The organism is Pseudidiomarina marina (assembly GCF_044807045.1).
Taxonomy (GTDB): domain Bacteria; phylum Pseudomonadota; class Gammaproteobacteria; order Enterobacterales; family Alteromonadaceae; genus Pseudidiomarina; species Pseudidiomarina marina.
Genome location: NZ_CP085233.1, coordinates 1340949 through 1366745 on the forward strand (window position 1 = coordinate 1340949; position 25797 = coordinate 1366745).

27 protein-coding genes and 1 other RNA gene are annotated in these 25797 nt (G+C 45.7%); 23 read left to right on the forward strand and 5 right to left on the reverse strand.

Going from position 1 to position 25797, the window contains the following annotated elements:
• The first annotated feature begins 74 nt into the window (after positions 1-74).
• A complete protein-coding gene (locus tag LG272_RS06315) occupies positions 75-773 on the forward strand; it encodes a DUF3108 domain-containing protein (RefSeq protein ID WP_404407346.1) in 699 nt (232 codons plus the stop codon).
• 5 nt (positions 774-778) lie between these two features.
• Here the strand turns inward: LG272_RS06315 and purN are convergent, their stop codons facing one another.
• Together purN and purM are read right to left on the reverse strand one after the other, a co-directional pair.
• On the reverse strand, positions 779-1417 hold the full coding sequence (purN, locus tag LG272_RS06320; protein ID WP_404407348.1) for a phosphoribosylglycinamide formyltransferase: 639 nt from the start codon (positions 1415-1417) through the stop codon (positions 779-781).
• A complete protein-coding gene (gene purM, locus LG272_RS06325; protein ID WP_404407350.1) occupies positions 1414-2460 on the reverse strand; it encodes a phosphoribosylformylglycinamidine cyclo-ligase in 1047 nt (348 codons plus the stop codon). The genes purN and purM overlap by 4 nt, the downstream gene beginning before the upstream one ends.
• 162 nt (positions 2461-2622) lie before the next feature.
• On the opposite strand from purM, the gene rimI reads away from it, so the two are divergent.
• The 10 genes from rimI (at position 2623) to LG272_RS06375 (ending at position 11606) form a co-directional block, all read left to right on the forward strand.
• Complete coding sequence (gene rimI / locus LG272_RS06330; RefSeq protein WP_404407352.1) at positions 2623-3753, forward strand: ribosomal protein S18-alanine N-acetyltransferase; 1131 nt, start codon at positions 2623-2625, stop codon at positions 3751-3753.
• Positions 3754-3945: 192 nt separating this feature from the next.
• Positions 3946-5877, forward strand: coding sequence for a S8 family serine peptidase (locus LG272_RS06335; protein WP_404407354.1), 1932 nt, complete (start codon positions 3946-3948; stop codon positions 5875-5877).
• A 75-nt stretch (positions 5878-5952) separates the two neighbouring features.
• Positions 5953-6312, forward strand: a transfer-messenger RNA (tmRNA) gene (ssrA, locus tag LG272_RS06340).
• Between the two features lie 56 nt (positions 6313-6368).
• On the forward strand, positions 6369-7931 hold the full coding sequence (locus tag LG272_RS06345) for a replication endonuclease (RefSeq protein WP_404407356.1): 1563 nt from the start codon (positions 6369-6371) through the stop codon (positions 7929-7931).
• Positions 7932-8232: 301 nt separating this feature from the next.
• Positions 8233-8466, forward strand: coding sequence for a hypothetical protein (locus LG272_RS06350; protein WP_404407358.1), 234 nt, complete (start codon positions 8233-8235; stop codon positions 8464-8466).
• A 331-nt stretch (positions 8467-8797) separates the two neighbouring features.
• Positions 8798-8983, forward strand: a complete 186-nt coding sequence (locus LG272_RS06355; RefSeq protein WP_404407360.1) for a hypothetical protein — start codon at positions 8798-8800, stop codon at positions 8981-8983.
• A gap of 3 nt (positions 8984-8986) precedes the next feature.
• Positions 8987-10057, forward strand: coding sequence for a tyrosine-type recombinase/integrase (locus LG272_RS06360; protein ID WP_404407362.1), 1071 nt, complete (start codon positions 8987-8989; stop codon positions 10055-10057).
• Positions 10058-10181: 124 nt separating this feature from the next.
• Positions 10182-10754, forward strand: coding sequence for a hypothetical protein (locus LG272_RS06365; RefSeq protein WP_404407364.1), 573 nt, complete (start codon positions 10182-10184; stop codon positions 10752-10754).
• 36 nt (positions 10755-10790) lie between these two features.
• On the forward strand, positions 10791-11132 hold the full coding sequence (locus LG272_RS06370) for a hypothetical protein (RefSeq protein WP_404407366.1): 342 nt from the start codon (positions 10791-10793) through the stop codon (positions 11130-11132).
• 9 nt (positions 11133-11141) lie between these two features.
• Positions 11142-11606, forward strand: a complete 465-nt coding sequence (locus LG272_RS06375; RefSeq protein ID WP_404407368.1) for a hypothetical protein — start codon at positions 11142-11144, stop codon at positions 11604-11606.
• 112 nt (positions 11607-11718) lie between these two features.
• Here the strand turns inward: LG272_RS06375 and LG272_RS06380 are convergent, their stop codons facing one another.
• Positions 11719-12000: a YebG family protein gene (locus tag LG272_RS06380; protein ID WP_404407370.1), complete on the reverse strand. Its 282-nt coding sequence runs from the start codon at positions 11998-12000 to the stop codon at positions 11719-11721.
• Positions 12001-12090: 90 nt separating this feature from the next.
• On the reverse strand, positions 12091-12318 hold the full coding sequence (locus LG272_RS06385) for a hypothetical protein (RefSeq protein WP_404407372.1): 228 nt from the start codon (positions 12316-12318) through the stop codon (positions 12091-12093).
• A 211-nt stretch (positions 12319-12529) separates the two neighbouring features.
• Between LG272_RS06385 and LG272_RS06390 the strand changes: the two genes are divergently transcribed.
• The 12 genes from LG272_RS06390 to murI all read left to right on the forward strand — a co-directional run bounded on the left by LG272_RS06390 (position 12530) and on the right by murI (position 23538).
• The gene (locus LG272_RS06390; protein ID WP_404407374.1) at positions 12530-12868 is read left to right on the forward strand and encodes a zinc ribbon domain-containing protein YjdM; all 339 of its coding nucleotides are present in this window, start codon (positions 12530-12532) and stop codon (positions 12866-12868) included.
• Between the two features lie 75 nt (positions 12869-12943).
• Positions 12944-14161 carry a permease gene (locus LG272_RS06395; protein WP_404407376.1) on the forward strand — a complete coding sequence of 406 codons (1218 nt, stop codon included), beginning with the start codon at positions 12944-12946 and terminating at the stop codon, positions 14159-14161.
• Positions 14162-14211: 50 nt separating this feature from the next.
• Positions 14212-15105, forward strand: coding sequence for an aspartyl protease family protein (locus LG272_RS06400; protein ID WP_404407378.1), 894 nt, complete (start codon positions 14212-14214; stop codon positions 15103-15105).
• Between the two features lie 20 nt (positions 15106-15125).
• Positions 15126-16511, forward strand: a complete 1386-nt coding sequence (locus tag LG272_RS06405; RefSeq protein ID WP_404407380.1) for a serine hydrolase domain-containing protein — start codon at positions 15126-15128, stop codon at positions 16509-16511.
• Between the two features lie 145 nt (positions 16512-16656).
• A complete protein-coding gene (locus tag LG272_RS06410; protein WP_404407382.1) occupies positions 16657-17256 on the forward strand; it encodes a thermostable hemolysin in 600 nt (199 codons plus the stop codon).
• A complete protein-coding gene (locus tag LG272_RS06415; protein WP_404407384.1) occupies positions 17250-18674 on the forward strand; it encodes an AMP-binding protein in 1425 nt (474 codons plus the stop codon). The genes LG272_RS06410 and LG272_RS06415 overlap by 7 nt, the downstream gene beginning before the upstream one ends.
• Positions 18671-19360 carry a TenA family transcriptional regulator gene (locus LG272_RS06420; protein WP_404407386.1) on the forward strand — a complete coding sequence of 230 codons (690 nt, stop codon included), beginning with the start codon at positions 18671-18673 and terminating at the stop codon, positions 19358-19360. Before LG272_RS06415 ends, LG272_RS06420 begins: the two co-directional genes overlap by 4 nt.
• Entirely contained in the window at positions 19357-20154 is a 798-nt protein-coding gene (locus tag LG272_RS06425; protein WP_404407388.1) for an SDR family oxidoreductase, read from the forward strand. Before LG272_RS06420 ends, LG272_RS06425 begins: the two co-directional genes overlap by 4 nt.
• Entirely contained in the window at positions 20151-20792 is a 642-nt protein-coding gene (locus tag LG272_RS06430) for a tetratricopeptide repeat protein (RefSeq protein ID WP_404407390.1), read from the forward strand. Before LG272_RS06425 ends, LG272_RS06430 begins: the two co-directional genes overlap by 4 nt.
• Positions 20793-21458, forward strand: coding sequence for a response regulator (locus LG272_RS06435; protein WP_404407392.1), 666 nt, complete (start codon positions 20793-20795; stop codon positions 21456-21458).
• Positions 21446-22792, forward strand: coding sequence for a histidine kinase dimerization/phospho-acceptor domain-containing protein (locus LG272_RS06440; RefSeq protein ID WP_404407394.1), 1347 nt, complete (start codon positions 21446-21448; stop codon positions 22790-22792). The genes LG272_RS06435 and LG272_RS06440 overlap by 13 nt, the downstream gene beginning before the upstream one ends.
• Positions 22789-23538, forward strand: a complete 750-nt coding sequence (murI, locus tag LG272_RS06445) for a glutamate racemase (RefSeq protein WP_404407396.1) — start codon at positions 22789-22791, stop codon at positions 23536-23538. Before LG272_RS06440 ends, murI begins: the two co-directional genes overlap by 4 nt.
• Here the strand turns inward: murI and LG272_RS06450 are convergent.
• Positions 23524-25725 (reverse strand): EAL domain-containing protein, encoded by a 2202-nt coding sequence (locus tag LG272_RS06450; RefSeq protein WP_404407398.1) that lies wholly within the window; start codon positions 25723-25725, stop codon positions 23524-23526. The two genes, murI and LG272_RS06450, sit on opposite strands and share 15 nt — an antisense overlap.
• Positions 25726-25797 lie beyond the last annotated feature (72 nt).

The window sequence follows — 25797 nt, forward strand, 5'->3', positions numbered from 1 at the left end:
AACTTTCTTTCAATGTTTATGTCTTAAGCTATAGTTAAAACGTTTTATTGAGAAACAATGAGTTAGGAAGGTGTATGAAATTAGTCCAAGGTTTAGCAGCAATGATTGCGTTGACAGCTTCAACTGCGGTTTTTGCTTTGACCGAGTTAACGCCCTATGAAACACGCTATGAAGTCACGCGTGGCGGTAGCAATTATGGCGAAGCGGTGCGTACATTAAAGTACGAAAATGGACGTTTCAATTTATACACAGAAACCGAAATTTCATTGTTATTTTTATCTGACCGTCGTCGCTTTTGGTCTGAATTCAGCCTTGAAGATGGCCAAGTTACTTCGTACGAATTTACTTACAAACGCTCAGGAACAGGACGCAACAAAGGCTTTAGTGGTTCATTTGATCATGATCAACACGTTATCGTGAACAATGAGAGCAAGCAGACTACTGACATAGATGCGAGTGTTTATCGTATGGATGAGGCGGCGAGCATCGAACAGTTGCGACTTGATGTGCAAAGTCAGCGTGACGAATATCAGTATGCAGTACTTGATGAAAAAGGGCAGGCGGATGACTTAGTGTTTCGTCGCGTTGGCGAAGAAACGTTGCAACTACCATACGGGGAAGTGAAAGCAATTAAAGTTGCTCGAATTCGCGAAAATTCCCGTCGTGAAACCGACTACTGGTTCGCCCCTGAATTAGACTTCGTATTGGTAAAAATGCAGCAACGTGAGGATGGCGATGAAGTCGCCACCCTACAACTGAAAGCTATTAACTAGATGATTTATTCTGCCGCGTAACCAGCAGAGCCCAGTACTTCGCCATCGAGTTCAGCACCGCCTGCCGTTAAACGCAGGCGGTCAGTACAGAACCAGTTCACCACTAACGGATAAATAGCATGCTCTTGAGTATGCACGCGTTGTTGCAAATCACTTGCGGTATCTTCTGGGAAAATAGGTACCGTAGCTTGCAAAATAACCGGCCCACCGTCTAGCTCTTCGGTCACGAAATGAACGCTAACACCATGTTCGGTATCACCCGCATCAAGTGCGCGCTGATGGGTATTAATACCTTTATACTTTGGTAACAACGATGGATGAATGTTCAACATACGACCATGAAAATGGCGCGTAAACTCTGGCGTTAAAATGCGCATGAAACCAGCCAACACCACCAAATCGGGTTGATAACCATCAATAAGTTGCTGTAAGTCAGCGTCGTAAGCTTCTCGAGTTGGGTAGTCTTTATGCGACAGTACGGCCGTTTCGATACCAGCCGCCTGGGCTTTTTCAAGACCACCGACGCCGGCTTTATTACTAATCACAGCAACAACTTCACCGGCTATGCGACCAGCATTGCAGGCCTCAACAATGGCCTGCATGTTGGTGCCAGAACCGCTAATTAAGACAACAATGCGCTTCATGAATGAATTTCAACTTGCGCTTCGTTGGCAGTGCGCGCTGCAACTTGACCAATGATCCAAGCATCTTCGCCATGTTCTCGCAGTAAGCTAACAGCTTGCTCTGCTTGGCCTTGCGGCACAGCCATAATCAGGCCGACACCACAGTTGAACGTACGGTACATTTCTTTGGTGGTCACGTTACCATTGTGCTGTAACCAGTTAAATACGAGCGGCCATTCCCAGCTGCTATCATCGATAACGGCTTTCGCAGACTCAGGTAATACGCGCGGAATATTTTCCCAGAAGCCACCGCCGGTAATATGAGAAATTGCATGTACCTCATGCTTTTCTAATAAAGCGAGCACTGATTTCACGTATATTTTTGTCGGCGCCATTAAATGCTCGGCAAGCGGCTTACCATCAAGCATTTCTGTTGCTGCGTCAGTTTCACTAACTTCTAAAATCTTGCGAATAAGCGAATAGCCATTTGAATGTGGGCCTGACGAGGCGAGGGCGATCAATGCATCACCCGGAGCAACCTTACTGCCATCAATGATTTGCTCTTTTTCTACAACACCAACACAGAAGCCAGCAATATCATAATCGCCGTGTTCATACATGCCCGGCATTTCAGCGGTTTCACCGCCAATGAGTGCACAGCCCGCTTGCACACAGCCTTCGCCAATACCGGTAACCACGTCAGCGGCAACATCAACGTCAAGTTTGCCTGTTGCATAATAGTCGAGGAAGAATAGCGGCTCAGCACCTTGAACAATCAAATCGTTCACACACATGGCCACCAAATCGATACCGACCGTGTCATGCTTTTTCAAATCAATGGCTAAGCGCAGCTTCGTGCCCACGCCGTCTGTTCCTGAAACCAAAACCGGTTGCTTGTACTTGGTTGGTAATTCGCAGAGCGCACCGAAGCCACCAATGCTACCCATCACTTCTGGGCGTTTGGTGCGTTTAGTTACGCCTTTAATACGTTCAACTAAAGCATTACCTGCATCGATATCAACGCCAGCGTCTTTGTAACTTAAAGATGGTTTTTCAGTGCTCACGGGTGGGTCCTCAGCTCGGGCAAAAAATTTGCGCGCTAGTTTAGCACTTTCGAAGCGTCTGCGCGATAGCGGATTGCTTGCAGATAGTTGTTTTTTCGTTCAACTTTCAGCGTATAATAAACGCTCTCATCGTAGCGCGTGCCCGCACGCTTAGGCTGTTGTATGCAATTCAATATTAATCAACTTCAACTTGTTCCAGCGAATCGTGAAGATATCGACGCTTTAGAGCAAATTGAGAATTTAAGCTTTGTTACTGACCGTATTAGTCGTCGCAGTTTTCGGCGTTTTATCGACCAAAACATTGGCGACTTCAAAGTGGCAAAGTGGCAAGGTCGTGTGGTTGGTTACTACATTGTTCTGTATCGGCAGGCGACTGAGCTAGCGCGTCTCTATTCATTAGCTGTACATCCTGAATTTCGTCGTCGCGGCGTTGGGCGTTTATTGCTGGATGCCGCAGAAGAAAATGCGGATGCGCGTTATTGTCTGTTTATGCGCCTTGAGGTGAAAACGGACAATACTGCGGCGTTGAAGATGTATCATCATGCCGGTTACTACGATATGGAAATTCGTCCAGAGTATTATGAGGACGATAGCGACGCATTGGTGCTACAAAAGTTATTACCGCGCTTTGAAACGAATGCGCTTGATAACGGGAATCAGCGCTTAGTGCCCTATCGCACGCAAACCACGGAATTTACATGCGGACCAGCCAGTTTGCTAATGGCGATGGCATATTTCGACATTGCGAGCCCCGATCCGCATCACGAAGAGCTTGAGATTTGGCGCGAAGCAACCACCATATTCATGACCTCAGGGCACGGTGGTTGTGGTCCGCATGGGCTTGCAAGAGCTGCACTTAAGCGTGGCTTGTCGGTGGAACTACACGTGAGCGAAGCTGGCCCATTGTTACTTGATTCTGTGCGAAGTGCTGATAAGAAACAGATTATGGCTCGCATTCAAGAATCTGATATCGCGGCACTCAAGCGCGCAGGCGTGCCAATTATTGTCGGTGATTACACACTGAGTCAGCTGCTACATGATCTGCACCAAGGTAAACTTGTGATTGCACTCATTAGTACTTATGTTTTTGACGAAAGTAAGGCGCCTCACTGGGTACTAATTTGTGCAGCAGATGAACACTATGTGTATATAAACGATCCTGATCAAGATAGTTTCCCGTGGCAATCTCCGGCAGAACGTCAGTATCTGCCAATACCTTTAGCAACGTTTCGACGAGCCTTTGGTTTTGGTAAACGTAAGCAAAAGGCTGCTGTGGTTCTTCAATCACTATAAAGGTAAGTCACTGACTTCATTTACGTTCTCTTAACTTTGTTACTATTCGGTAACGGCAAACAGTCTGCTACTTTGAACATCTGGTGAATTTTTACTCACCAGTTTCTTGCAGCCGAATGCCGTATCCCGCCGCTGCTGTGTATCACTGGCTTGCAATAAGCCAATGACAACAATAAAAAGAGATAATACAGCATGAAAAAAACAAACATCATTGCGCTGTCAGCTTTGGCAGTATCTATTTCCGCTGCCTACGCGCAGCCTCCAGAACACGCAAATGCACAGCCTCTTCAAGTCGTACAGACTGCCGAGTCGGATCAAGCTCAGCGTTATATCATTAAGTTCAAAGAAAACAGTAAAGCGGTTGAGCGCGCTGGTAATCGTGGTCGCTCGGAACTTGCTTTAGCACGCGCTAAAAGCATGGTTGAGAAAGCCGGTGGTAAGGTCAAAGTGAGCATGCGCCACAACCTTGCTATTGCCGCTGAAATGTCAGCGAAGGATATGAAACGCTTCGAGAAAAACCCGAACGTTGAGTTCATTGAGGTTGACCAAAAGCGTCGTTTTATGGCGCAAACAGTGCCATACGGCATTAATATGGTGCAAGCAAACCTTGTTGACGACAGCGTTGCTTCAGCCGCTGCAGGCGGTAAAAAAATCTGTGTGATTGACTCAGGTTTAGATTTACCTCACGAAGATATGGGGACGCGTTTTGATACCATTAACGGTACCAACAATAGCGGCACGGGAAACTGGTATGACGAAGGTGGTCCGCACGGCACTCATGTTGCCGGTACCATTGCTGCGTTAAATAACGGTTTAGGCGTACGTGGCGTAATTGGCAGTAACCCGAACATGCACATTGTGAAGGTATTTAATGCCAGCGGTTGGGGCTATTCATCATCATTAGTAGCAGCCATTGAAACCTGTGCCGACAACGGCTCTGATGTGGTGAACATGAGTTTAGGTGGCGGTGGCTCAAGCCAAACCGAAGCGAACGCCATGCAAAACTTATTTAATCAAGGCGTGTTATTGATTGCAGCTGCAGGTAACGACGGCTCTGCATACAGTTCAACTGATGCGATGTCCTATCCTGCATCGTATAACGCTGTTATGTCAGTTGCTGCTGTTGATAGCAATAAAGCATTGGCTTCGTTTTCACAAAAGAATAGCCAAGTTGAAATTGCTGCGCCGGGCGTTAACGTACTTTCTACCTATCCAGAAGGGACGGGTAGCCAAGGAAATTACGGCAATATGAGTGGTACCTCAATGGCTTCACCACATGTTGCCGGTGTCGCTGCGTTAGTTTGGTCACATCATCCAACCTGCAGTGCTGCGCAAATTCGTGATGCGTTGAATGATTCAGCTGAAGATCTCGGCTCTGCGGGACGTGATGTCAAGTTCGGTTACGGTTTAGTACAAGCGAAAGACGCCATTGATTACCTCGACGCTAACGGCTGTGATGGTTCAGGCGGAGGTGATCAAGAACCACCAGCAGAAGGTGAACTAACCAACGGTGTGACGCAATCGAATCTGTCTGCAAGTACAGGTACAGAGCTTTATTACACGCTTGATGTACCGGCTGGTGCTACCGATTTGAGCTTCAACATAAACGGTGGCTCGGGTGATGCGGACTTGTATGTACGTTTTGGCGCACAACCGACCACATCAACTTACGATTGTCGTCCATACCGCACTGGTAACACCGAAACTTGTACTATTTCTAATGTACAAGCGGGTACTTACCATGTGATGGTACGCGCGTATTCAAGCTTCTCTGGCGTGAACCTGACTGGTTCGTTCACCGAGCCAAGCAGTGGTGGCGGCGAGGGCGGTTCAGCTTCGGCAACCGACTTATCAGGCGCAACAGGCTCGTGGACTCATTACTATGTTGATTTGCCAGCAGGCATGACGAGCTTGAACGTGACCATGTCTGGCGGTACCGGCGATGCTGATTTGTATGTTCGCCAAGGTTCACAGCCAACGACGTCGAGCTACGATTGTCGTCCGTATCGTTCAGGTAACAACGAAACCTGTGCGATTGATAATCCGGGCAGTGGCCGCTGGTACATCAGCTTGCAAGGTTATCAAGCCTATTCAGGTGTCGACCTATTGGTTGAATGGCAGTAAAGGTGTTTATTTGCGCTGTCAGCACTTGAAATAGCTGACAGCGCCACCATATAGGTGTAGACTGAAACAGTACTTGGGGCTGATTTGGATTCGACGGAATACACGAAACCCAAGGTGCATGCCGAGGTGAGGCTGGCCTCGTAAAAAGCCTCAACTTAATAGTTGCAAACGACGACAACTACGCTTTAGCGGCTTAATAACCCGCTGAGTCCGACCCCTAGCGCTTTGTCTGTGAGACTAGGATCAGTCGGTTCACCCCAAAGCAGACTCGCGTGGAGGCTTCGCCCGTAGCCAAAGCGTTAAAACTAATCGGGATCGTCACCTTAAGTAGCCTGTCTGTCGGCGACTTGGTGATTAACTAAAAGACTGACTAAGCATGTAGGACCGAGGATGTAGGTATTACGGACGCGGGTTCAACTCCCGCCAGCTCCACCAATACCAGAGCCAGTACAAACTGTGCTGGCTCTATCTTTCCTAGCAATAACAAGGCTTTGCGCCTGTTTAAGCAAGTCGAGCAAGTTCGCGCGAGTACCCTTGAATACCCCCGAAATAGCCAAAAAACACCCCCTTTATGTACGCCTGACGCCAACTTTTCAGTACCTAACACCCTGCTAAACCGTGTTTTGCGCGACCATGAAAACTACGATGTAGCCCAAGCTGCGCTGCTACTGCGTAACATTCAAGACTACTTACAAATTGAAGATTTGAACCTCGCTGAACCCGACAGCCATAGCCGATTTGCTAATCAAAAAGCTATTTCATGCCGCAGAATTCGCAGTGAGTACCCCAAAGACATGGCGTTGCGTCTGTGTAAAAAGCTATTCAACAAATACCAGCTGGGAGAATTGAAGTTCGACGACGAAGCCATCTTGAAACGCTTAAGTGACCAAGCGTTTTGGAAACGTCGCATTCGCGCCAAAACCAATGAAGCTATTGCCGAGCTTGAACGCTTGTTGCACTTGGTGAATGCACATCGGGGCATTTATTGTGGTGACAAAACATTGGCTCGTTTTGAAGAGTCACAACTTAAAAGTGAAGAGTTTTTGAGTCGTAGCATGCTTGTTTGCGAAAATGGCGAACAGGTAAGCCTTGCCGAGATTAGTAAACACACCATTTCAAACCCTGACATTCTTTTTGCTGAATGGATGGTGCGCGTTCGTGGCTTTGAAGAAGTCGCTCAACATTTCAATCATGCCGCAGTTATGGTCACGATTAGTACACCGTCACGCATGCATCCTATATTGAAAGCAACAGGCAAGCCGAACCCGAATTTCGATGGAACGTCACCGAAAGAGGCCAACGACTATTTGAACCACGTCTGGCAACTGATAAGAGCGAAATTCGCGCGAGCCGATATTTCGCCTTACGGGATGCGCGTTGCAGAGCCGAACCATGATGGCACACCACACTGGCACATCTTACTGTTTATCGCGCCTGACAAGCTCAAACAGCTAAAACGAATTGTGAAGCACTACGCGCTGAAAGAGAGCCCAAATGAAAAGGGCGCTCGAAAATATCGTGTGAATTTCGTCGATATTGACCCGAGCAAAGGTTCAGCAGCGGGTTATCTCGCGAAATACATTGCGAAGAACATCAACGGCATAAAAGGCGAAGCGGAGTGCGACGCTGGCGGACGCTCGGCCGCGAGGCGCACCCGCGCTTGGGCATCAGCTCACGGGATACGAAAGTTTGCTCAAATAGGTGGGCCGAATGTCACCGTTTGGCGTGAACTACGTCGGCTCAATAACCCAGTAAAAGACAAGACACTAGAAAAGTTACGCTTGGCGGCTGACTCATCAAATTGGGCAGCATTTTGCCTATTGATGGGCGGGGTCGGTGACAAGGAGAGAATTGACGTTCACCCGATGTATACAAGCGCATCAGCGAATCAAGATGATCATGAATTAGCTAATGTTAACCAATATGGCGAACAACGTCGTCCGCGCATCGTTGGAATACGTCACTCCATGCAGTTGGTGCTGACACGCTTCCGCAGATGGTATGGCATGCCGCAGCCCGAGCCACCAACAACCGAGGCGCCTATGCTGCACTAACCCATATATCGAGAGAGCAGCTTGCTAAGCAAGAGGTTTCCCCCTGTCTGCAACCAATATGGACGTAGCGAAACGAATGAAATCTTATTCATGAGAGGTTTCATTTGATGGTTTTAATTAAAAAAACAAATCAAATGACATAAAAAAATGTCAAATGACACTTTTTAATCCAATAAATGAAGCCAATTGGATTTTAAACTGAGCCGCTGAAGCGGTTCAGCCGACCGCAGGTCGGGTGAATCGATGAAGTGGCCTTGGACTTGTGTAAATAACTGTACGGTTAACGATGAAAGGAAAATGAATGACTAACCCAATTGATCCGCAAACGACGATTTTCTCCCATGAAGAAGCGGTATCGCTGATTCACTGTGCCGTATATCCAAGAACCTCAACCAATCCGAGCATCGGCGAAATTGGTGTGGTGGTGGGCTTACTCGATATGAATGATGAAGTTGAATTGATTATTAAGTTTCAATCGTCCGTTAGCCAATACACCAAATCAGAGCTGATAAGTCAGTTCGTGATTGAGAGTTAACAAAATGTTGACACAATAGGAAACCTGAATTATGTTTTCTTTGAGGCTGGCAGAGTTAAATAGATTACAGACTCATATACATTTTGGAAGAAACGAAAAAAGTATGGGGCACCATGCAACAGTAGTTCCGATGGCCTTAAATGTCTGTCGAGTAACGAATAAACTTTTAAGCCCCCAGTTACCACGAAAAAAAACTCCTTTATCGATATATTGCCAATCATTTAGAAACAAACAGTGCCGCCTCACTCGCGACGTGCGTTCGATCCTGAATCTTATTGCACGTGATTTTGTTCGGCTATCGCGTATAGCCACGAGTTGCATGGTGTTTCAAATGAACAATAGCCCCATAAAATGGGTCAAGCTTGATAAATTCTGTGAACAGACAGGCTTCACCCGAAAATCTGTATATGCACTGATTCGCAGTGGTCGCTGGATGATCTCCAAGCATTTCACCAAGCGTGGTCGTCGGTATTTCATCAACGTCGTTGAATACGAACGCTGGGTAGAAAGAGGTTAGAAAATGAAAGCCTCTACTTATCCAGGCATCAGCGTTGGCAAACATTCCATTCGCATGGAATTTCTATTCAACGGTAGACGTTGCCGTGAAACCGTTCGCGTTGAACCAACCCTTGAAAATATCAAGCTTGTGAAGCAAAAGCGTGATCGTGTTCAGATGAAAATCGACTTTGGTGAATTTGATTACGCAGAAGAGTTCCCCGAAAGTAAGCTAGCGTTTGAGCTTTCCAGCAATAAAGCGGCATTACTCACGGTTGCTGAAATGTGTGAACAATGGTTCAAGCAAAGCCATAAGAATTGGGCGCATAGTACATTAAAGGCTAATAGCGGTCGGATGGATAACCACATTTTGCCAAACTTCGGTCAGCTTCGCGTATGCGACTTCAAACCATCCCATTTTCGTGAATGGCAACGCAAGACTAGGTTAAACCCCAAAACCGCCAATGAAGTGCATAGCTTATTAAGCCAAGCGTTCGATTATTTGGTGTATGACGACATTATTGAGCGTAATCCGATGAAAAGCGTTAAGCGTATGAAAACGGAGCGTGAAGAGGTTCAACCATTCAATGCCGACGAACGTGAACGAATATTGGCAGCACTGCCAGAGGGCTATGCTCGTGACTTTTACGAGTTCGCATTTTGGACAGGCTTAAGAACAGGTGAACAAATCGGCCTGCGTTGGGATAACGTTGATCTTAAACGAGGCGTGATTTTCATTCGTGAATCAATCGTGAAAGGGCGTAAAGCTGGTACGAAAACCGCTGGCAGTAACCGAACACACGAATTGCATGAGAACGCATTGGCTGTTTTGAAGCGATTAGCTCACCGCATCGGTTATGTATTTCTTGATCCCAAAACTGGCAAACGTTGGAAGTACGATGGCGTACCCCGCGAACGTTATTGGCAACCCGCCTTAAAACAGTCTAAAGTCAGATACTTAAAACCTTATGCGTGTCGGCATACTTATGCTTCAACCATGCTATCTAATGGCGGAAATCCTATGTGGGTTGCTCGGCAATTAGGTCATAAAGACTGGGGCATGATAAGAAAAGTTTACGGCAGATGGATTCTATAGTTTGATAGTAGGGTTGACATTGTTAAAAAATTTGAGAGTATAAATTAACAAATTTGCATCAATAAGTTACCTATATCGCTTTATTAAAGCTAACACTAGTCTAAAATAGAAAGGCACGCGTATAATGTACATGGAAGCAGTCGGACTGCACGGAACCTGTGTTAGTAATGCGGTTAGTATAGAACAAGAAGGCTTCGTGTTAAGTGAAAATGGTGATAGTCAATATCGTGGAACTGGACACTATTTTTGGGAGTCATACAAAAACTCAGAGTTTGCTCGGAAATTAGCTATCGAATGGTGGCGTCATTGCTGCAATAAGGATAAGTTTAGAGATAAGCCAGATCCTTCGTGCGCAGTGATAAAAGCAGATTTGAAGGCAAAAATTGAAAGGTACTTAGATTTTGAAACTAAGGAAGTGAAGGGAAAATTTATACATTTTCTTGAGTCGGTAGAAGAAACCTTGAATGAGGAATCTCCAAGCGGCGAAAATTTGTGCCAAAGATATGACTTATTTATTGATATGTATGAAGAAAACAACCAGTGTCAACTAGAAATTATTAGAGCATCTATACCATTAATTAATAGTAAATTGAAACGAACTGCTAGATTTCAATTATTGGGAAATCCAGTTGCATTGATTGTAAAAAGCTCTGAATGTATTGGTGAGATGAGTTTTGAGTATCCCCAAAATGTTTAAGTTGCTGAGAATTTGACTTAGGAAGAGAGGTGTATCATGGCTGATAATAAAGACTTATCACAAATTTTAGATAGTGTGGTGGACAAAGTTAAGCTTTTGTCTAAGGAAGAGCTATTGCATCGGCTGAATAATACTCGAAACAAGGTTTTTACTGAAGCTTTTCAACATGAGTGTGACTTATTTGGGTTCTATCATCAGCTATTCTCAAAAGAGTCACATTACCAGATTGAAACAATTTTAGTCGACAAAGAATACGAGCAAGTAATGGTCTTTGAGCCGATTACAAAAAGGTCGGAAGAAATGGTTGTAAGTAGTTCTGAACAGGGGGGGATATACCCCTGTTTTTTTGGTTTGAATACCAGCCAAATAGCTGCATAAGGACTTGAAATGGAGCAACAACAAGAACAAGTAGATTCAAATAAGCCCAAAATACATCCTATTCAGCTGATAGATGTGAAAGTTCGTAGGCTGCATGTCGATCTACTAAGACCTGTTACCGAAAATGTTGAAGTAGATATTAAGAATTTTACATTTTCACATAGTCATTCAAAGTATAACGAGGAAACTAAGACTTTTATAGTTATGGCTTCAGCGGAAATTGGTATTGATGATAATGGGGAAATCATTGAGTCTGAAGATAATATAGTGGCTATGAGAGTCGATATTGCGGGTTTTTTCAAAGTTGACGAAGAAAAATTTCCAAAACAACATGTTGAAACATTTGCAGAGCGTAATGCGCCTTTAATTGTATATCCATTTTTGCGAGAGCAAACTTATGGTCTACTGTCCAAAGCAGGCATAAATGGAGTAGTTCTTCCGTTATTTCATATTCAACCAATTAAATTTAATTAGATGTTTTGAAAGGATAAATAATGGGTTCAACTCCCGCCAGCTCCACCAAAGCCAAATAAAACGCCGCTCATTGAGCGGCGTTTTTGTTTTCTTGTTGTGATGCAGTTGAAAGCTATGCGACTTTGCTTACTGCTGGTGCAGGTTTCGGCGCTGCTTTCTTCGCTGGCTTCTTTGCGCCAAGGGCAATCAATACTTGGTCGCGTTCGCGGGCAAGGAAGAACGCCAAGTCTTCTATGGTTTTTTCATCGGTGATGGTTTCGCTACGTTCAAGCAGAGGGCGAAGCTCGTCCACCATGTCCAACATTTTGTCGTAGGCGTCGGCTTCAGCTTTACTGTTAAACGTCATTTTTTCCTCTCCGTTTCGCACAACAACGTATTGGGTTACTACAGCCATGATTCATCCTCTTGGATATTTTAATATACTGTGCATTTATACAGTTATCGAAAGAGGCTTGCAACCTTTGCTGTGCAAACGGACATTAATTTACTGACGACTTTTCAGTTTTTTCTTTGCGGCAAGAATTTCATCCAAGGGCGCTTCTTGTTGGCCTGGCATATTCTCATCGGCCGCCACCTGCAATTCGCGAGCGTCGAATTCCCATTGCTCCAACACTTCAAGCTTTTCATCATCATTGAGGTTACTGTCACTCAGAATGTCATCAGGTTTGTCATAAACCGCTGATGGGTCTCGTAATATCGCATCGAGTCGCATAACGCCTCCTTAACTCGAGGGAGTAAATTTAGCTTTCATATACTTTGTGTATCTAAGTCTAGTTGAGTTCAATTAAGTTTCCATTCTCGACAGGGGAGTGCATGGCAACATGGCGTGACAGCTGAATTCAGGTTGAACCATTCTATTTCTGCCGTTGAAGCGCTATGATCACGCCACTGTTAACCGCTTAAGTTAAATAAGAAGTGAAACCATGAGCCTTCCTAATTGCCCAAAATGTGATTCAAGCTATGTGTATGAAGACCAAGCGCTACTAATTTGCCCAGAGTGTGGTCATGAGTGGAACCCGAATGAGGTTGTTGAAGATGACGCCATTCAGGTAAAAGACGCGAACGGTACGCCACTCGCTGAAGGCGACAAAGTAACCCTGATTAAAGACCTGAAAGTGAAAGGTTCATCGCTGGTATTGAAAGTAGGTACAAAAGCGGTGATTAAGCGCTTTGTTGAAGGTGATCACGACATCGATTGCAAAGTTGATGGTGCTGGCGACATGATGTTGAAATCGCAGTTTGTAAAGCGCCAATCTGCCTAATAAATAGTCAAATTTGACCCCATCTGCTGCGATTGATACGGTAAAAAGACGACTTTTCAATCACAAGGCGCGCACATGGACAGCTTTCTGAATACGTGGGGTCAATCAGCCTATTCCAGTTTTGGATTTTTCTGGATGGCGCTGTGGGCATTCGTGCTTGGTTATTTTATCAGTAGTTTGATTCAAGTATTAATTACCAAGCAACGTATGCGCCAGGCCATGGGCGAGAATAATTTAAAATCAGTGTCGTTAGGCACATTCTTTGGTTTTATCTCCAGTTCATGTAGCTTTGCAGCGCTTTCCACCACCCGCGCGTTGTTTAATAAAGGTGCATCATTTAGCGCATCGATGGCCTTTATGTTGGCATCCACCAACTTGGTGGTAGAGCTTGGATTTGTCATATCCATATTTTTAGGCTGGCAGTTTGTCGTGGGGGAGTATGTTGGCGGCTTACTCCTGATACTGTTCGTGTGGCTGTACATTACGGTAACAAAGCCAACCAAGCTAATCGAGCAAGCGCGTCAAGACGAAGATGACGATGAACATGAGCATGGCAACGCCTGGTCGGATTTACTTGAGCGAGATACATGGCGCCAGGTGGGCCACAAATATGTCATGGAATGGCAAATGGTGTGGCAGGACATCTTACTCGGTTTCACTGTCGCTGGTATTATTTCAGCGTTTGTACCGAGTAGTTTTTTTGAGTGGCTATTTTTAGGTGTTGGCGGTGATGCTGAAGCGAACTTTTGGGCGTTATTGCAGCAAGCCATCGTCGGGCCAATTGCAGCATTTTTCACGTTTATTGGCTCCATGGGCAATATCCCATTAGCTGCGGTACTGTTCAGTGAGGGGGTCGCTTTTGCCGGGGTCATGGCGTTTATTTTTTCTGATCTCATTGTCTGGCCGGTGTTGCGCATCAATGCGCGTTACTATGGCTGGAAAATGGCGTTGTATATAGCGCTTATGTTGTTCGTCTGTTTGGTCGCTGCATCGTTATTCATGCATTACGGTTTGTATTGGTTTGATTTACTCCCCGATGCGTCACAATGGACATCTCCCGCAGAGCAAGAGCACTTTAAGGTGAACTACGGTTTCGTCTTGAACATTCTGTTTTTAATTATCACTGTGGTGTTGGTTTTACTTTGGAAACAGCATCGTGAACAGAGTGACCACAAACATCATCATGATCATGGTGGCTCATCAGGTGTTGGCGCACAAATAATGAACGTGTTGAGTGGTTTAAGTGTCGTTTGGTTACTGGCCGGTCTTTGCATTTATTTACTTGACTTGTAACTAAATTTTAACGAGCATCCAACTATTACAACAATAATAGGATGCTCATTGTGCGTAACTTACTTATCATTATCAGCTTCATTGTTTCAACGTCGGCAATGGCTGGTGTTTCCGCTTGGGTGCCGTTTGAACATGACAACGGTCACATCCGCGTCAAGGTTACCGTAGAAGGTATTGAAGCCTGGGCCATTATGGATTCCGGCGCCAATATTAACGGTATAAACCAAGCGTTCATTGAAAAGCATGGCGTTACTCCCAGAAAACACCGCGGAAAAATACGCGTTCAAGGTGTTCACGGAGTCAAGGAGCGAATTGCCTACCGTGATGTCAAAACTGAGATGTTTGGGCAGAATCTTGAGTTAGATTACGTTGAACTAAACTTTGGCGGCGAGGATACTGCGATTATCCTTGGCTCGCCCGTACTCGAGCAATATGTGTTGCAGTTCGACTATCCGAATAGCCGTATGCGCTTTATCGATCACGACTCAATTGATATGGCCAATGTCAAAAATCTGCCAATGCGCCCACGTCGCGGTATTGGTGATCCGATTGTGAAGGTCGATTTAAATGGTGACACTGAGGTGTGGCTAATTCTTGATACCGGTAGCACCAGCGGTGTTTACCTCAATCGTGAAGTGGCAGAAGATCATGGTTGGCTAGAGAAATTTCCGTTACAGCAAGGTATTTCAAGAGGCGTAAATACAACGGGCAACGTTGAAATGTTTCGTATTCCAACCTTAGGTTTCGGGCCGTTTTTACTTGAGAATGTGGGTATTACGGTACCTGAAGCGGGTGTTAATGCGACCTTTGGTGAAGCTGAAGCCGAACTAAATACGCGTGTTGGAAGTGTCCGAGTCGATGGTTTAATCGGTTATGATGTTCTGCAACATTTTATTCTTACCATCGACTATAAATTTGGTCGTGGGCATATTCACGCAGAATAAATAAATTAAGAGGAAGGCTTATGCAGAAGCGCATTCTATCGTCGTTTGTTCTCCCGTTTGTTATGGCTAGTGGGGTAGCACACGGAAACGAGACTGAGACAACGAAGAATAGTTATGCGGCAGGTTATGTTGCGGGTTACACCTGCAGCGCAACCTTTAATGCCCATAAATCCGAAGCAGCGATTCGTGAGCATGAGCTTACTGGTATTTATCCGTTGGTTGCCGACAAAGTAGCGACCATGAAAGCCGTTATTGATCGTGAAAAAAAGTTGGTACGCGTTGCCTATGATGATGGTCAGCGCGAACGCATTTCAGTGTGGCGACCTCGTCTGGGCTGTGTTGATCTCCCTGTTGGCGCAACCATTGCAGATGCCGATAAAGTGTCACGCCCGTTTGCAGAAACGGCATTTGAGAAAGACACTGGTGAGCCTTGGCAAGAACGTCAACCGGTTAATCACGTAACAGGCAATTTAGAGCTTGATGGCGTGATTCAAAAGGCATTTTCAAAGCATTACGGCTCGGGTGCACGCACCACAGCGATTTTAATTGCGACGCCGGAGAAAATTATTGCTGAAAACTATCTCGATGGCTTCACGCCGGAGACATCGCAACGCACCTGGTCGGTTGCCAAGAGTATTGCGGCGAGTGTTGTTGGCGCGGCTGTGCTGCATCGAGATGTCGATGTGAAAGCGCCTGCAACAATTGCCAATTGGCAGTCAGCACTTGACCCGCGTCGTCATATTACGCTTGAGAATTTGCTTCATATGGCGTCCGGATTAGATAGCAATGCGGCAGGTAATCGCACCGATCGCGTGTATATGGGAGGCGGTCGTGTGGTTGATACCGCAACGACGACAGCACTTGAAGTGAAACCGGGTACGCGCTGGAAATATGCCAATAATGATACGATGTTGGTGATGCGTGCGGTGCGAGAAGGCTTTGATAACGTAGAAGATTACTTAAAATTCCCATACGATGCGTTGCTGGAAAAGATTGGTATGCAGCATACCTTTCTCGAGACCGATTGGAATGATGATTTTATTATGTCATCGCAAGTATGGACGACTGCGCGCGATTTAGCGCGATTAGGAATTCTGCACTTGAACGACGGTATGTGGAACGATCAGCGCGTATTACCAGAGAACTGGCTGGCGTACATCAGCACACCCGCGCCCGCGCAATCACCTGAAACCTCGCCGGGTTATGGTGCGCAGTGGTGGCTGTATAATGAGCGCTTCCCTGAGCTGCCGAATGATACGATTGCAGCCCGAGGTAACCGTGGGCAATTTCTGGTAATTATTCCGAGCGAAAACCTCGTAGTGGTTCGTCGGGGCTACGATATGGCGGGCGAGCCTGGATTCAATGAGCATGATTTCGTTCGTGATGTGTTGAAGACATTAAAATAATTTTCCAAAAAATAGACAACGCAGGGAACCTCTTTGCGTTGTCTAGTAACAAAATCTCCATTTTTCTTTTAAGAATTCCTTAAGGTTTCCCTCCTAATCTTACTGCATGACCCGTTAGCGCTTATTCCTTCAAGGGGAGTTGCCAATGCAGTATGAACTTATTAACCGTTCTCATAGTCGCCGCCGTGAAGTTGAGCAATTTATTTGTGAGCGTTATTGGGTAAGCTTCAAGGCTTGCTTGCAAAACTTGCCGGATATACTGCTAATTGTTCGTGATGAGAATGAAATGGTTGCCGCATGTGGCATTCAACTGGCTGACCAGCGTGCGTTGTTTTCAGAATATTATTTAGCTGAGCCTGTTGAATCCTATAAAGTAGCGAACCAATCGATGCCAGCACGTCTGCAAATCGCTGAAGTTGGCTCTATGGCGGCAATTTCGGCAAGCTACCTTCCAGATCTTTTTATGGCCATTATTAACGCACTGACCCAGCTTAAACGTGAGGTCGCAATATTTACCGCAACGCGTTACCTCCATTTAAAGCTATCTCGCTTGGGTATTACGTTAACCACGCTCGCTCTCGCGAGAGAGTCAGCACTCCCAATATCACTGCAATCTATTTGGGGTGATTACTACCAGCATCAGCCGATGGTCTTTGCCGGTTGGGTAGCGCAGGGCAAGCACTTGATCGTGCCAAGCAAGCTCAACTCGGGTGTACCAGAGCGCGTGAAGGCAATCGCATGCTAGAACTTTTTGTACAGCGATTGCGTGATTATGCCGAAACGCAACCCAATCATCATGCGTTAGCCGATGAATCCATCACGTTAACTTATTCACAATTATGGGAACGAGTTCAGCAACTGACAGCGACAATTAGGCAGGCGCCTTATCAACGCATCGCTTTGGATATGGAAAATAGCGTGAACTGGGTTGTTTATGACCTTGCGATCGTTCTAAGTGAGCGCGTTTGTATTCCAATACCGCCATTTTTCACGCCCCAACAACGCCTTGATGTCTTGCGGGATTGCGGCGCAGACGTTGTGATTTCAGCTAATGGGAAGATGCAGCCGCTATCTCAAACAACGTCAGCTGAACTACCAACTGGTACTGCAAAAATCACGTATACATCGGGTAGTACGGGGATACCCAAGGGTGTTTGTTTGTCTGCAGCAAATATGCTCAAAACCGTGTTTGCTCTTGCGGAGCGCATTGGCCACGTCAATACAAAAAGACATCTCGTTTTAATGCCTTTAGCTGTATTGCTGGAGAACGTTGCCGGAGTGTATTTAAGCCTTTGGTTGGGGCATGAAGTTGTTCTTGATTCCCCCGAAAACCTTGGAATAACAGGGTCATCGTCACTCGATTTAAGTTCATTTAGTGTAGCGTTGAAGCGTTATAAAGCACAAAGCTTGATTCTTACTCCTGCTCTTTTGGCGGCGATAGTTCATAACGTGGAAAATAACCAACTTGATGCGACTACTTTTAAATTGCTCGCGGTTGGTGGAGCGCGTCTTCCTGAGCCGTTGGAGCAACGTGCCTATGCACTTCAATTACCGTTATTGCAAGGCTATGGCTTGTCTGAGTTCGGTTCGGTTGTGACGTTTAACAGCCCAATCAACCCAGCCCCAGGAACCGTCGGAAAACCGCTAGCTCATGCCAAAGTTGAGATAAAAGAAAATGAGGTTTGGGTGTCTGGAAATTGCATGTTGGGTTACCTTAATCAACCGCAAACATGGTATCCAGAAGCGCTTCCCACTGGCGACTTAGGGCAATTTGACGCATGCGGCAACCTGCAACTATTGGGGCGCAAGAAAAATACCATTGTGACTGCTTATGGACGCAATGTTGACCCCGAATGGTTAGAGGGTTTAATTGCGCTCGAACCTGAAATTTCGCAAGTGGTTGTGTTAGGTGATGAACAATTACCGCTCACAGCATTACTGGTTCCGCATCAGGATGGCATGGATGCCGCGAAGCTCATTGAGCGGATAAACCGAGATTTACCTGATTACGCAAAAATACATCAATTCAAACTGCTTTCGACTCCATTTACTGTCGCAAATGAACAGCTAACGGGAACCGGTCGACTGCGTCGCGACGTGATTCGTGCACATTATGAACCCATTCTTTTCGTCAATGCCATGCCGCACGAGGTAATTTTATGAACTTTTTTAATGAATTATGTAAGGCTACTGAAGCTGAACAGCAGTATTTACTGAGCGCACCGATTATTGCAGACGCACTATCTGGGCGTATCACCTTGGCGCAATACCAAGCCTTTTTGACCCAAGCATTTCACCATGTGAAACACACCACTCCGTTATTAATGCGTACCGGTAGCCGCATTTCGCATAAGCATGAATGGATGCGTCGCGCCATTATTGAATATATCAACGAGGAGTACGGTCATGAGCGCTGGATACTCAACGATCTGAAGGTGACAGGAATATCGCCCAAATGGGTTGAGCAAAGTGAACCTCATACCAGCACAGCAGGCATGGTGGCATTGGTTTATCATCGCATTGACGATGTTCACCCCGCGTCATTTTTCGGTATGGCTCATGTTCTAGAGGGAACTAGCGTTAAACTGGCGACTCAAGCAGCCGGAAAAATTAAAGAACAGTTGAACCTTCCTGATGCGGCGTTTAGTTATTTGTTATCTCACGGTGACCTCGACCAAGATCATGTCGAATTCTTTGCAACCCTGATGAACAAAGTGACTGATGAAGCAGCTCAAAGTGCCATCGTCACCACAGCAAAACATGTCTATCGACTCTACGGCGATATGTTTCGTGCACTTCCCACTTTGGCGAACGAGCTGTCAACTTTGAAGGTTGAGCTTGCATCATGATGAACATGAATTGGCAGCAACAACATATCTTACTGACGGGTGCTACTGGGGGACTCGGCCAAGAATTAAGCCGCCAGCTGACAAAGAAAGGAGCACGGGTAACACTGATTGGTCGAAGTGCTGGTAGATTGGAAGAGCTTGCGACAGCGTTGCAGCAACCATTTTTACTTGCTGATGTGTTAGCCGACGATTTTATCGAACGGATCGATGCTTATGTTAAGGCGCAAACCGACCACCCAGTCACGGCACTCATTAACAATGCTGCAGTAACCTTCGTTGGACAATTTGAGACTGCTCCGCCAACTGAAATTGAGCGGATTATTCAAACTAACTTAATTCGACCAATGCAGCTATGCCGTCTGTTACTCCCGCAATTACCAGACTCTGGATGGATTATGAACATTGGTTCGGTGTTCGGTGCAATTGGCTTTCCTGGGCAGTCACTCTACAACGCGTCGAAATTTGGACTGCGAGGATTTTCACAAGCATTGCAGCGCGAACGCAGTCCCATTGAAGCACGTGTGTTTTACTGTGCGCCACGCGCCATGTCGACAATGTTAAACGACGGCATCATGGATGCTATGAATCGAGCACTCAACGCACCTCAAGATAGTCCGGACTTTGTGGCGCAACAGATAGTAAAGCAACTGGAAAAGGGTGAACTAAACACCACAATCGGTTGGCCTGAGAAGCTCTTTGTGCGTCTGAATGGGCTGATACCGAGCTTGGTGGACGGCACTATGAAAAAACCTCGACGACTTCTTAAACAGCTCACAAAAGGAGCCCTATTATGAAACTAGCATCGATTGTTATGGCGACAGTTTTAATGGTTGGTGTATCAACTACGTTGCAGGCGCAAGCAACCACACTGGCACAAATTCAAAGTCGCTGGGCAGAAGTAAATTATACTCTTGAGGGTGACCCACAAGAAAAGGCATTTGAGGCATTATTGAAGGAGGCACACGCGTGGACTGATGCCGAACCCAATAACGCTGAGGCATTTATTTGGCGAGGTATTATCCAAAGTACTTTTGCTGGTGCGAAAGGAGGCCTCGGTGCACTCGGTTTGGCCAAAGATGCACGAAAATCCCTGGAACGTGCTTTAGAGCTTGATCCGCGCGCGCTGCAAGGCTCGGCTTACGGAAGTCTCGGAACGCTCTATTATAAAGTGCCAGGATGGCCGCTAGGCTTTGGTAATGATAAGAAAGCAGAAGAATATCTTCTTAAAGCGCTTGATATCAACCCAACTGGTATTGACCCTAACTACTTTTACGCTGACTATCTGTATGAGCAGGGCAACTATACACAGGCTCAACAGGTTGCTGAGCGAGCACTGCAAGCACCGCCGCGACCACAGCGTGCGCTGGCAGATGCACAGCGGCGCATGGAAATTGAGGCGCTACTCAAGAAAATAGCGAAGAAGGTAGGTTAGATGCGAGTTCTTCTCGTTGAAGATGATGCTCTACTTGGTCAGGCAGTTCAGTTAGGGCTGTCTGATCGAGACTTTTCGGTGTGTTGGGTACGCACAGGAGGCGCTGCTGTCTCTGAACTTAAGCACAATGAATACGATGTGATGATACTCGACCTCGGACTTCCTGACTTGGATGGTTCACGAGTATTGAGTAGCTCGCGTAAACGTGGCGTGATGATTCCCATTTTAGTTCTTACAGCACGCGAGCAGGTGCATGACAAAATTGCGCACCTTGATGCCGGGGCAGATGATTACCTTACTAAACCATTTGATATGAATGAATTGGCGGCGCGATTGCGAGCACTTTGTCGGCGCCAACTTGGCCAAGCCTCGGCGGCTATAACGGTTGGACCGATTATGCTTAATACGAGCACTCGTGATGTTCGAGTAGCTGATGAGCCGGTGAGTTTATCGCGACGAGAGTTTGAGCTACTAAAAACGTTAATGTCTGCACCCGAGCGAGTGCTCAGTCGAGATCGGTTGGAAACGGCTGTATTTCAAGGTGAAAATGAAATCGAAAGCAATGCGCTAGAAGTGCATGTTTCAAATTTAAGGCGTAAACTGGGACACAAAGAATGGATAGAGACCATTCGGGGCATCGGGTATCGTCTAAAATGCAACTCATAACGCCGCTAAAGGCCAAATTCCGATCGATTCGTCGTCGAATACTAGTCTTTGTTTCCGCTGTTTATTTAACCAGCTCAGGTTTATCTGCCCTGTGGATTTATTATGAAGTGAGTCACGAAGTTGATGAGTTGTTTGATGCTGAAATGGTGCAACAGGCAAAAACTTTAGCCGCATTTTTACCTGAACAAATAACCGAGCAACAGCGAGAGGCGGGTGCCCAGATTATAGGTGATGTGAGTGATCATGAATACGAAGATAAATTATCGTATCGCATCACCAACACGACATCATCATGGTCGCTCGAAACTCGGGGCGCTCCTTCCCCTGCAATCGTGCCTTTTCAAATAGGATTCAGTGAGTTTAACCTCGACGGTCGACTATGGCATGCTTTTGGAATGACATCCGGAAACTATCAAGTACTGTTGTTACAGGAAGATAGCTTTCGATCGGAATTGCGAACTGACCTCGCTATCGATACGGTCGTTCCAGTGCTATTGTTATTGCCACTCATGCTGTGGTTAGGTTGGTGGACAATCAATCAAAGCTTTTTAAGCTTTCAGCGTTTGGCAACGAACCTTCGTAAGCGGCGCCCTGATGATTACAGTGCTTTCGAGCCAGCCAACGATGATGAAGAAGTTGCGGTAGTCAAGCAGGCTCTGAATTATTACTTGGCTCGAATTGAACAGACATTTCACCGAGAAAGACGTTTTTCGGCAGATGCGGCGCACGAGCTGAGAACGCCATTGGCTAGTTTAAAGGCGAGTTTGCAGAATCTCATATCGAGTAAAAAAGCAATTGAAACGGCGCAACTGGAAGCATTATTAACCAGCACAGATCGGTTAATCCAACTTGTTGAAAGCTTACTATTGCTATCGAAAACTGAATTGCCGTCGACCAAGGCTGAAAACGTCAACGTGGCAAGAGAGGTACGTCAAATTGTAGCCGACTATTACAGCCGAGCTGAACAGCGCGAACTTAGTTTTGAGGTCAACCTACCAGAAACCATTCGTGCAACCGGAAGCAACGATTATTGGCGCGTGTTGCTAGCGAATATCATTGATAATGCGATTAAATACTCTCCGAACGGAGGAATTATTGAGATTAATTCCAGCAAAAACACCCTGCAGATAAAGAATCCCATTGTTGAAGACCATCGTGTCGAATTAGACCGTTTAAGCGAACGCTTTTACCGTGGTAAACATTTAGATGTGGATGGTGCGGGCCTCGGTTTAAGTATTGTGCAAAACTTGGCGCGGCAACTCGGTATATCGGTTGAGTTTAATCAGCAACAACAGTATTTTATCTGCCGCATTTATTGGGGAGATAATTCGTGAAAGTAGGTGTTTTCGATAGTGGTGTCGGGGGCTTAACGGTTGCTAAGGCATTACAACACAGCGGCTGTTTCAGTGAGTTATTGTATTATGGCGATACAGCGCGCGTACCGTACGGTAATAAAGATAAAAATACAGTAACCCGTTACGCGTTAGAAGCCGTTGAATTCTTCAATGGTGCGGATGTCGATTGTTTAGTGGTCGCCTGCAATACAGTAAGCGTCACGGCACTTGAAGCGATGCGTCAGTTCTCGAATAAGCCCGTGTATGGCGTGGTGGAACCGGGAGTTTTAGCGCTACAACAACTTAACTTAGACGCCGATAAATCGAGAGTATTAATCATTGCGACACGTTCGACGATTAATTCGGGTGTTTATCAACAGCACATAGCGGATCTTGGTTATGCGCAAATTGATGCGATTGCCACACCTTTATTTGTGCCGATTGTCGAAGAAGCTTTGTTTTCAGGTCCTATTTTAGAACAAACAATGCGGCATTATTTTTCAGATTTAGCTACGCCGAATGTAGTGTTACTCGGCTGCACTCATTTTCCGTTAATTGCTGAGCAAATATCTAATTTTTGGGGTGGCGTTAAAACGATTCATTCCGGTGAGGCGATGGTCAGTTGGCTGCGAGAAAACCTTGAGCTGGAACCGAAGTTTGAACAAACGCCAATACGTATTCTTGCTTCGGAAAATGTTGCTGCGGTAAAGCGCACGGCAGAACATTGGGGATTAAACCTCGCTTGAAAATTTGAGCTTCGGCGAGCTTTTCAAAAATTCCATTAAGTCCTGCTCGGAGATAGGTCGTGATAGCACGAACCCCTGAATAGTTTCGCATTTCATTTTGCGCAGTATCTCAACAGTTTCTTGCTCTTCCACGCCCTCAGCCGTTACGGCTAAACCTAACGTGTGTGCTAATTCAATGGTTGATTGGACAATTTTATTATTGCGTTCGTTGTTCGCAATATCATAGACATAACTTCTATCTAACTTAATTTCTGACACCGGGAATTTACTCAGATACGACAACGATGAATTCCCTGTACCGAAATCATCAACTGAACAACTAATGCCGAGGTCATTCATTTTAGAGAGCACATAAAGGGCGCGTTCAGAATCATCTATTAATCCCGTCTCGGTAATTTCAAGTTGAATACAATGTGGGTCGATATGTTTAACAGCATTACGCATGAAACTGACAAAGCCAAGTTCGGTAAGGTCACGGGTTGATACATTGACGCTGATCACTAAACCGGAACGACATAAATTTTGTCGTTCCATCATCGCTATGGTCTCTTTTATTACCCAACGAGTCACTTGTGTGACGAGCCCTGTTTCTTCTAAAAGGGGTATAAATTTGCTTGGCGGAACTAAGCCAAGAGTTGGATGCTGCCAGCGAAGTAGCGCTTCGGCGCCAGTAATCTTATTTTCTTCGAGATTATATTTGGGTTGGTAATGTAAGAAAAAGTCACGCGTTCCAGCTTGATGAAAGTCTTTTAATAAACGCAAATCGTCAGCGTTTGGCTCAAGACCCGGCGTGTAGACGACCCATAACTTATGGGTTTTTTGTGATACAGATACCGCAGTTAATGCTTGTCGCAACAACTCTTGTGCGCCAACAGGTTCAGCGAGACTGAGCTGTGAATTCCGAATAATCCCGAAAGCGAGTAAGGGTTCGAAATCAAGCGACTTAAACTTCAAGGGTTGTAGCGCAAGATCAACAATCTGTTCATTGGTTAAATTCGAGTCGGCAACTGCGGCAAATAATCCTACGCCAAAGTGCGCCGCATACTTAAATCCATTTTTTTGTAGCCGTTCAGCGAACTCAATCATGAGGTCGGTGGCAATATCGTAACCAAATACCGAAGTAATAGAGTCAATATTGGCAATTCGAATACCCACTACAGTTGGGCTAATTTCAGGTGCTGAACGAATTTGTTGATCCAGCTTTTCGGTAAAAGCAGGGCGGTTTAGCAATCCAGTTATGGCATCGTGTTGTGAAAGGTAGTGAAGTCTTTTTTGTAGTTTTGTTTTTGCGACAAGTTCTTGTTCAATACGGTAGGTTTTGCGCGCAACTTGTTTCTTAAGTAAGTAACTCCAAAAGAAACCTAGGGAGGCGATTAATAACAAGCTAATCAGCAACCAACCTAACGCACGTAAATTATCCGACAGTGTTCGCTCTTGCCATTCTAATTGTTGTACCCACCGCTGATACACTTCTTGATAGGTGCCATTAACTTGTAACATTGCTAGGTGTTCGTTAAGGCGATGAAGTAACGCTGTATTCCCCTTTTTGACACCAAAAGCATAAGATTGTGGCCAAAATGGAGGGCTAGATTGACTAAGATCGAGATTGTTGTTGGTGATTAAATGACGTGACGTTGTCGTCACTTCAACGCAGGCGTCAACTTGCTTTAACTGAACCATTTGCAAGCAATGAAGTTCATCACTTGCACGAACAATGTCAAACTCTTGAGGATTGTCTGATAATTGTTGTTCAGCAAAAGCTCCGGCGGCTACTGCAACCCGTTTCCCGTGGAGCTGTGAAAAGCTGCCAAACTGAACCCCATCGCGATGCGAAAAAATACCATGAGCAACGTAATAAAAGGGTTCCGTGACATCGAAATAGGCGCTTCGCGCTTCTGATGGAATTAACGCAACGGCATCAGCTTGCCCAGATTGCACCGATTCAAGCGCCTGATTCCAAGGGATTAGTCGCTGTTCAATGTTAAATTCACCGGATTCGGCTAATGCCTGCTCAAGGTCGACGATAAAGCCTTGAGGCTGATTATTTTCGTTGAGCCATTGCAGCGGAGGATAATACTGGGAGCCGGTAAAAATGAGGGTGTTATTGGTTTGCGCATTTAATGTGTGCGAAAGCAACCCGACGAGCAGGCAGAAAGTACACGACAAACGCGTTCGCTTCCACGGCATAACCGATAAACCTTAAAGTTTTAATAAGTCATTGGTTTAGAATGGCATATTATTTACATAAAGCAATTTATT

Excerpts from the sequence above, each read along its gene's own strand:
- LG272_RS06315 (WP_404407346.1), top strand. The coding sequence starts at position 75 with ATGAAATTAGTCCAAGGTTTAGCAGCAATGATTGCGTTGACAGCTTCA.
- purN (WP_404407348.1), bottom strand. The coding sequence starts at position 1,417 with ATGAAGCGCATTGTTGTCTTAATTAGCGGTTCTGGCACCAACATGCAG.
- rimI (WP_404407352.1), top strand. The coding sequence starts at position 2,623 with ATGCAATTCAATATTAATCAACTTCAACTTGTTCCAGCGAATCGTGAA.
- LG272_RS06335 (WP_404407354.1), top strand. The coding sequence starts at position 3,946 with ATGAAAAAAACAAACATCATTGCGCTGTCAGCTTTGGCAGTATCTATT.
- LG272_RS06350 (WP_404407358.1), top strand. The coding sequence starts at position 8,233 with ATGACTAACCCAATTGATCCGCAAACGACGATTTTCTCCCATGAAGAA.
- LG272_RS06355 (WP_404407360.1), top strand. The coding sequence starts at position 8,798 with ATGAACAATAGCCCCATAAAATGGGTCAAGCTTGATAAATTCTGTGAA.
- LG272_RS06360 (WP_404407362.1), top strand. The coding sequence starts at position 8,987 with ATGAAAGCCTCTACTTATCCAGGCATCAGCGTTGGCAAACATTCCATT.
- LG272_RS06365 (WP_404407364.1), top strand. The coding sequence starts at position 10,182 with ATGTACATGGAAGCAGTCGGACTGCACGGAACCTGTGTTAGTAATGCG.
- LG272_RS06370 (WP_404407366.1), top strand. The coding sequence starts at position 10,791 with ATGGCTGATAATAAAGACTTATCACAAATTTTAGATAGTGTGGTGGAC.
- LG272_RS06375 (WP_404407368.1), top strand. The coding sequence starts at position 11,142 with ATGGAGCAACAACAAGAACAAGTAGATTCAAATAAGCCCAAAATACAT.
- LG272_RS06380 (WP_404407370.1), bottom strand. The coding sequence starts at position 12,000 with ATGGCTGTAGTAACCCAATACGTTGTTGTGCGAAACGGAGAGGAAAAA.
- LG272_RS06385 (WP_404407372.1), bottom strand. The coding sequence starts at position 12,318 with ATGCGACTCGATGCGATATTACGAGACCCATCAGCGGTTTATGACAAA.
- LG272_RS06390 (WP_404407374.1), top strand. The coding sequence starts at position 12,530 with ATGAGCCTTCCTAATTGCCCAAAATGTGATTCAAGCTATGTGTATGAA.
- LG272_RS06395 (WP_404407376.1), top strand. The coding sequence starts at position 12,944 with ATGGACAGCTTTCTGAATACGTGGGGTCAATCAGCCTATTCCAGTTTT.
- LG272_RS06405 (WP_404407380.1), top strand. The coding sequence starts at position 15,126 with ATGCAGAAGCGCATTCTATCGTCGTTTGTTCTCCCGTTTGTTATGGCT.
- LG272_RS06410 (WP_404407382.1), top strand. The coding sequence starts at position 16,657 with ATGCAGTATGAACTTATTAACCGTTCTCATAGTCGCCGCCGTGAAGTT.
- LG272_RS06415 (WP_404407384.1), top strand. The coding sequence starts at position 17,250 with ATGCTAGAACTTTTTGTACAGCGATTGCGTGATTATGCCGAAACGCAA.
- LG272_RS06420 (WP_404407386.1), top strand. The coding sequence starts at position 18,671 with ATGAACTTTTTTAATGAATTATGTAAGGCTACTGAAGCTGAACAGCAG.
- LG272_RS06425 (WP_404407388.1), top strand. The coding sequence starts at position 19,357 with ATGATGAACATGAATTGGCAGCAACAACATATCTTACTGACGGGTGCT.
- LG272_RS06430 (WP_404407390.1), top strand. The coding sequence starts at position 20,151 with ATGAAACTAGCATCGATTGTTATGGCGACAGTTTTAATGGTTGGTGTA.
- LG272_RS06435 (WP_404407392.1), top strand. The coding sequence starts at position 20,793 with ATGCGAGTTCTTCTCGTTGAAGATGATGCTCTACTTGGTCAGGCAGTT.
- LG272_RS06440 (WP_404407394.1), top strand. The coding sequence starts at position 21,446 with ATGCAACTCATAACGCCGCTAAAGGCCAAATTCCGATCGATTCGTCGT.
- LG272_RS06450 (WP_404407398.1), bottom strand. The coding sequence starts at position 25,725 with ATGCCGTGGAAGCGAACGCGTTTGTCGTGTACTTTCTGCCTGCTCGTC.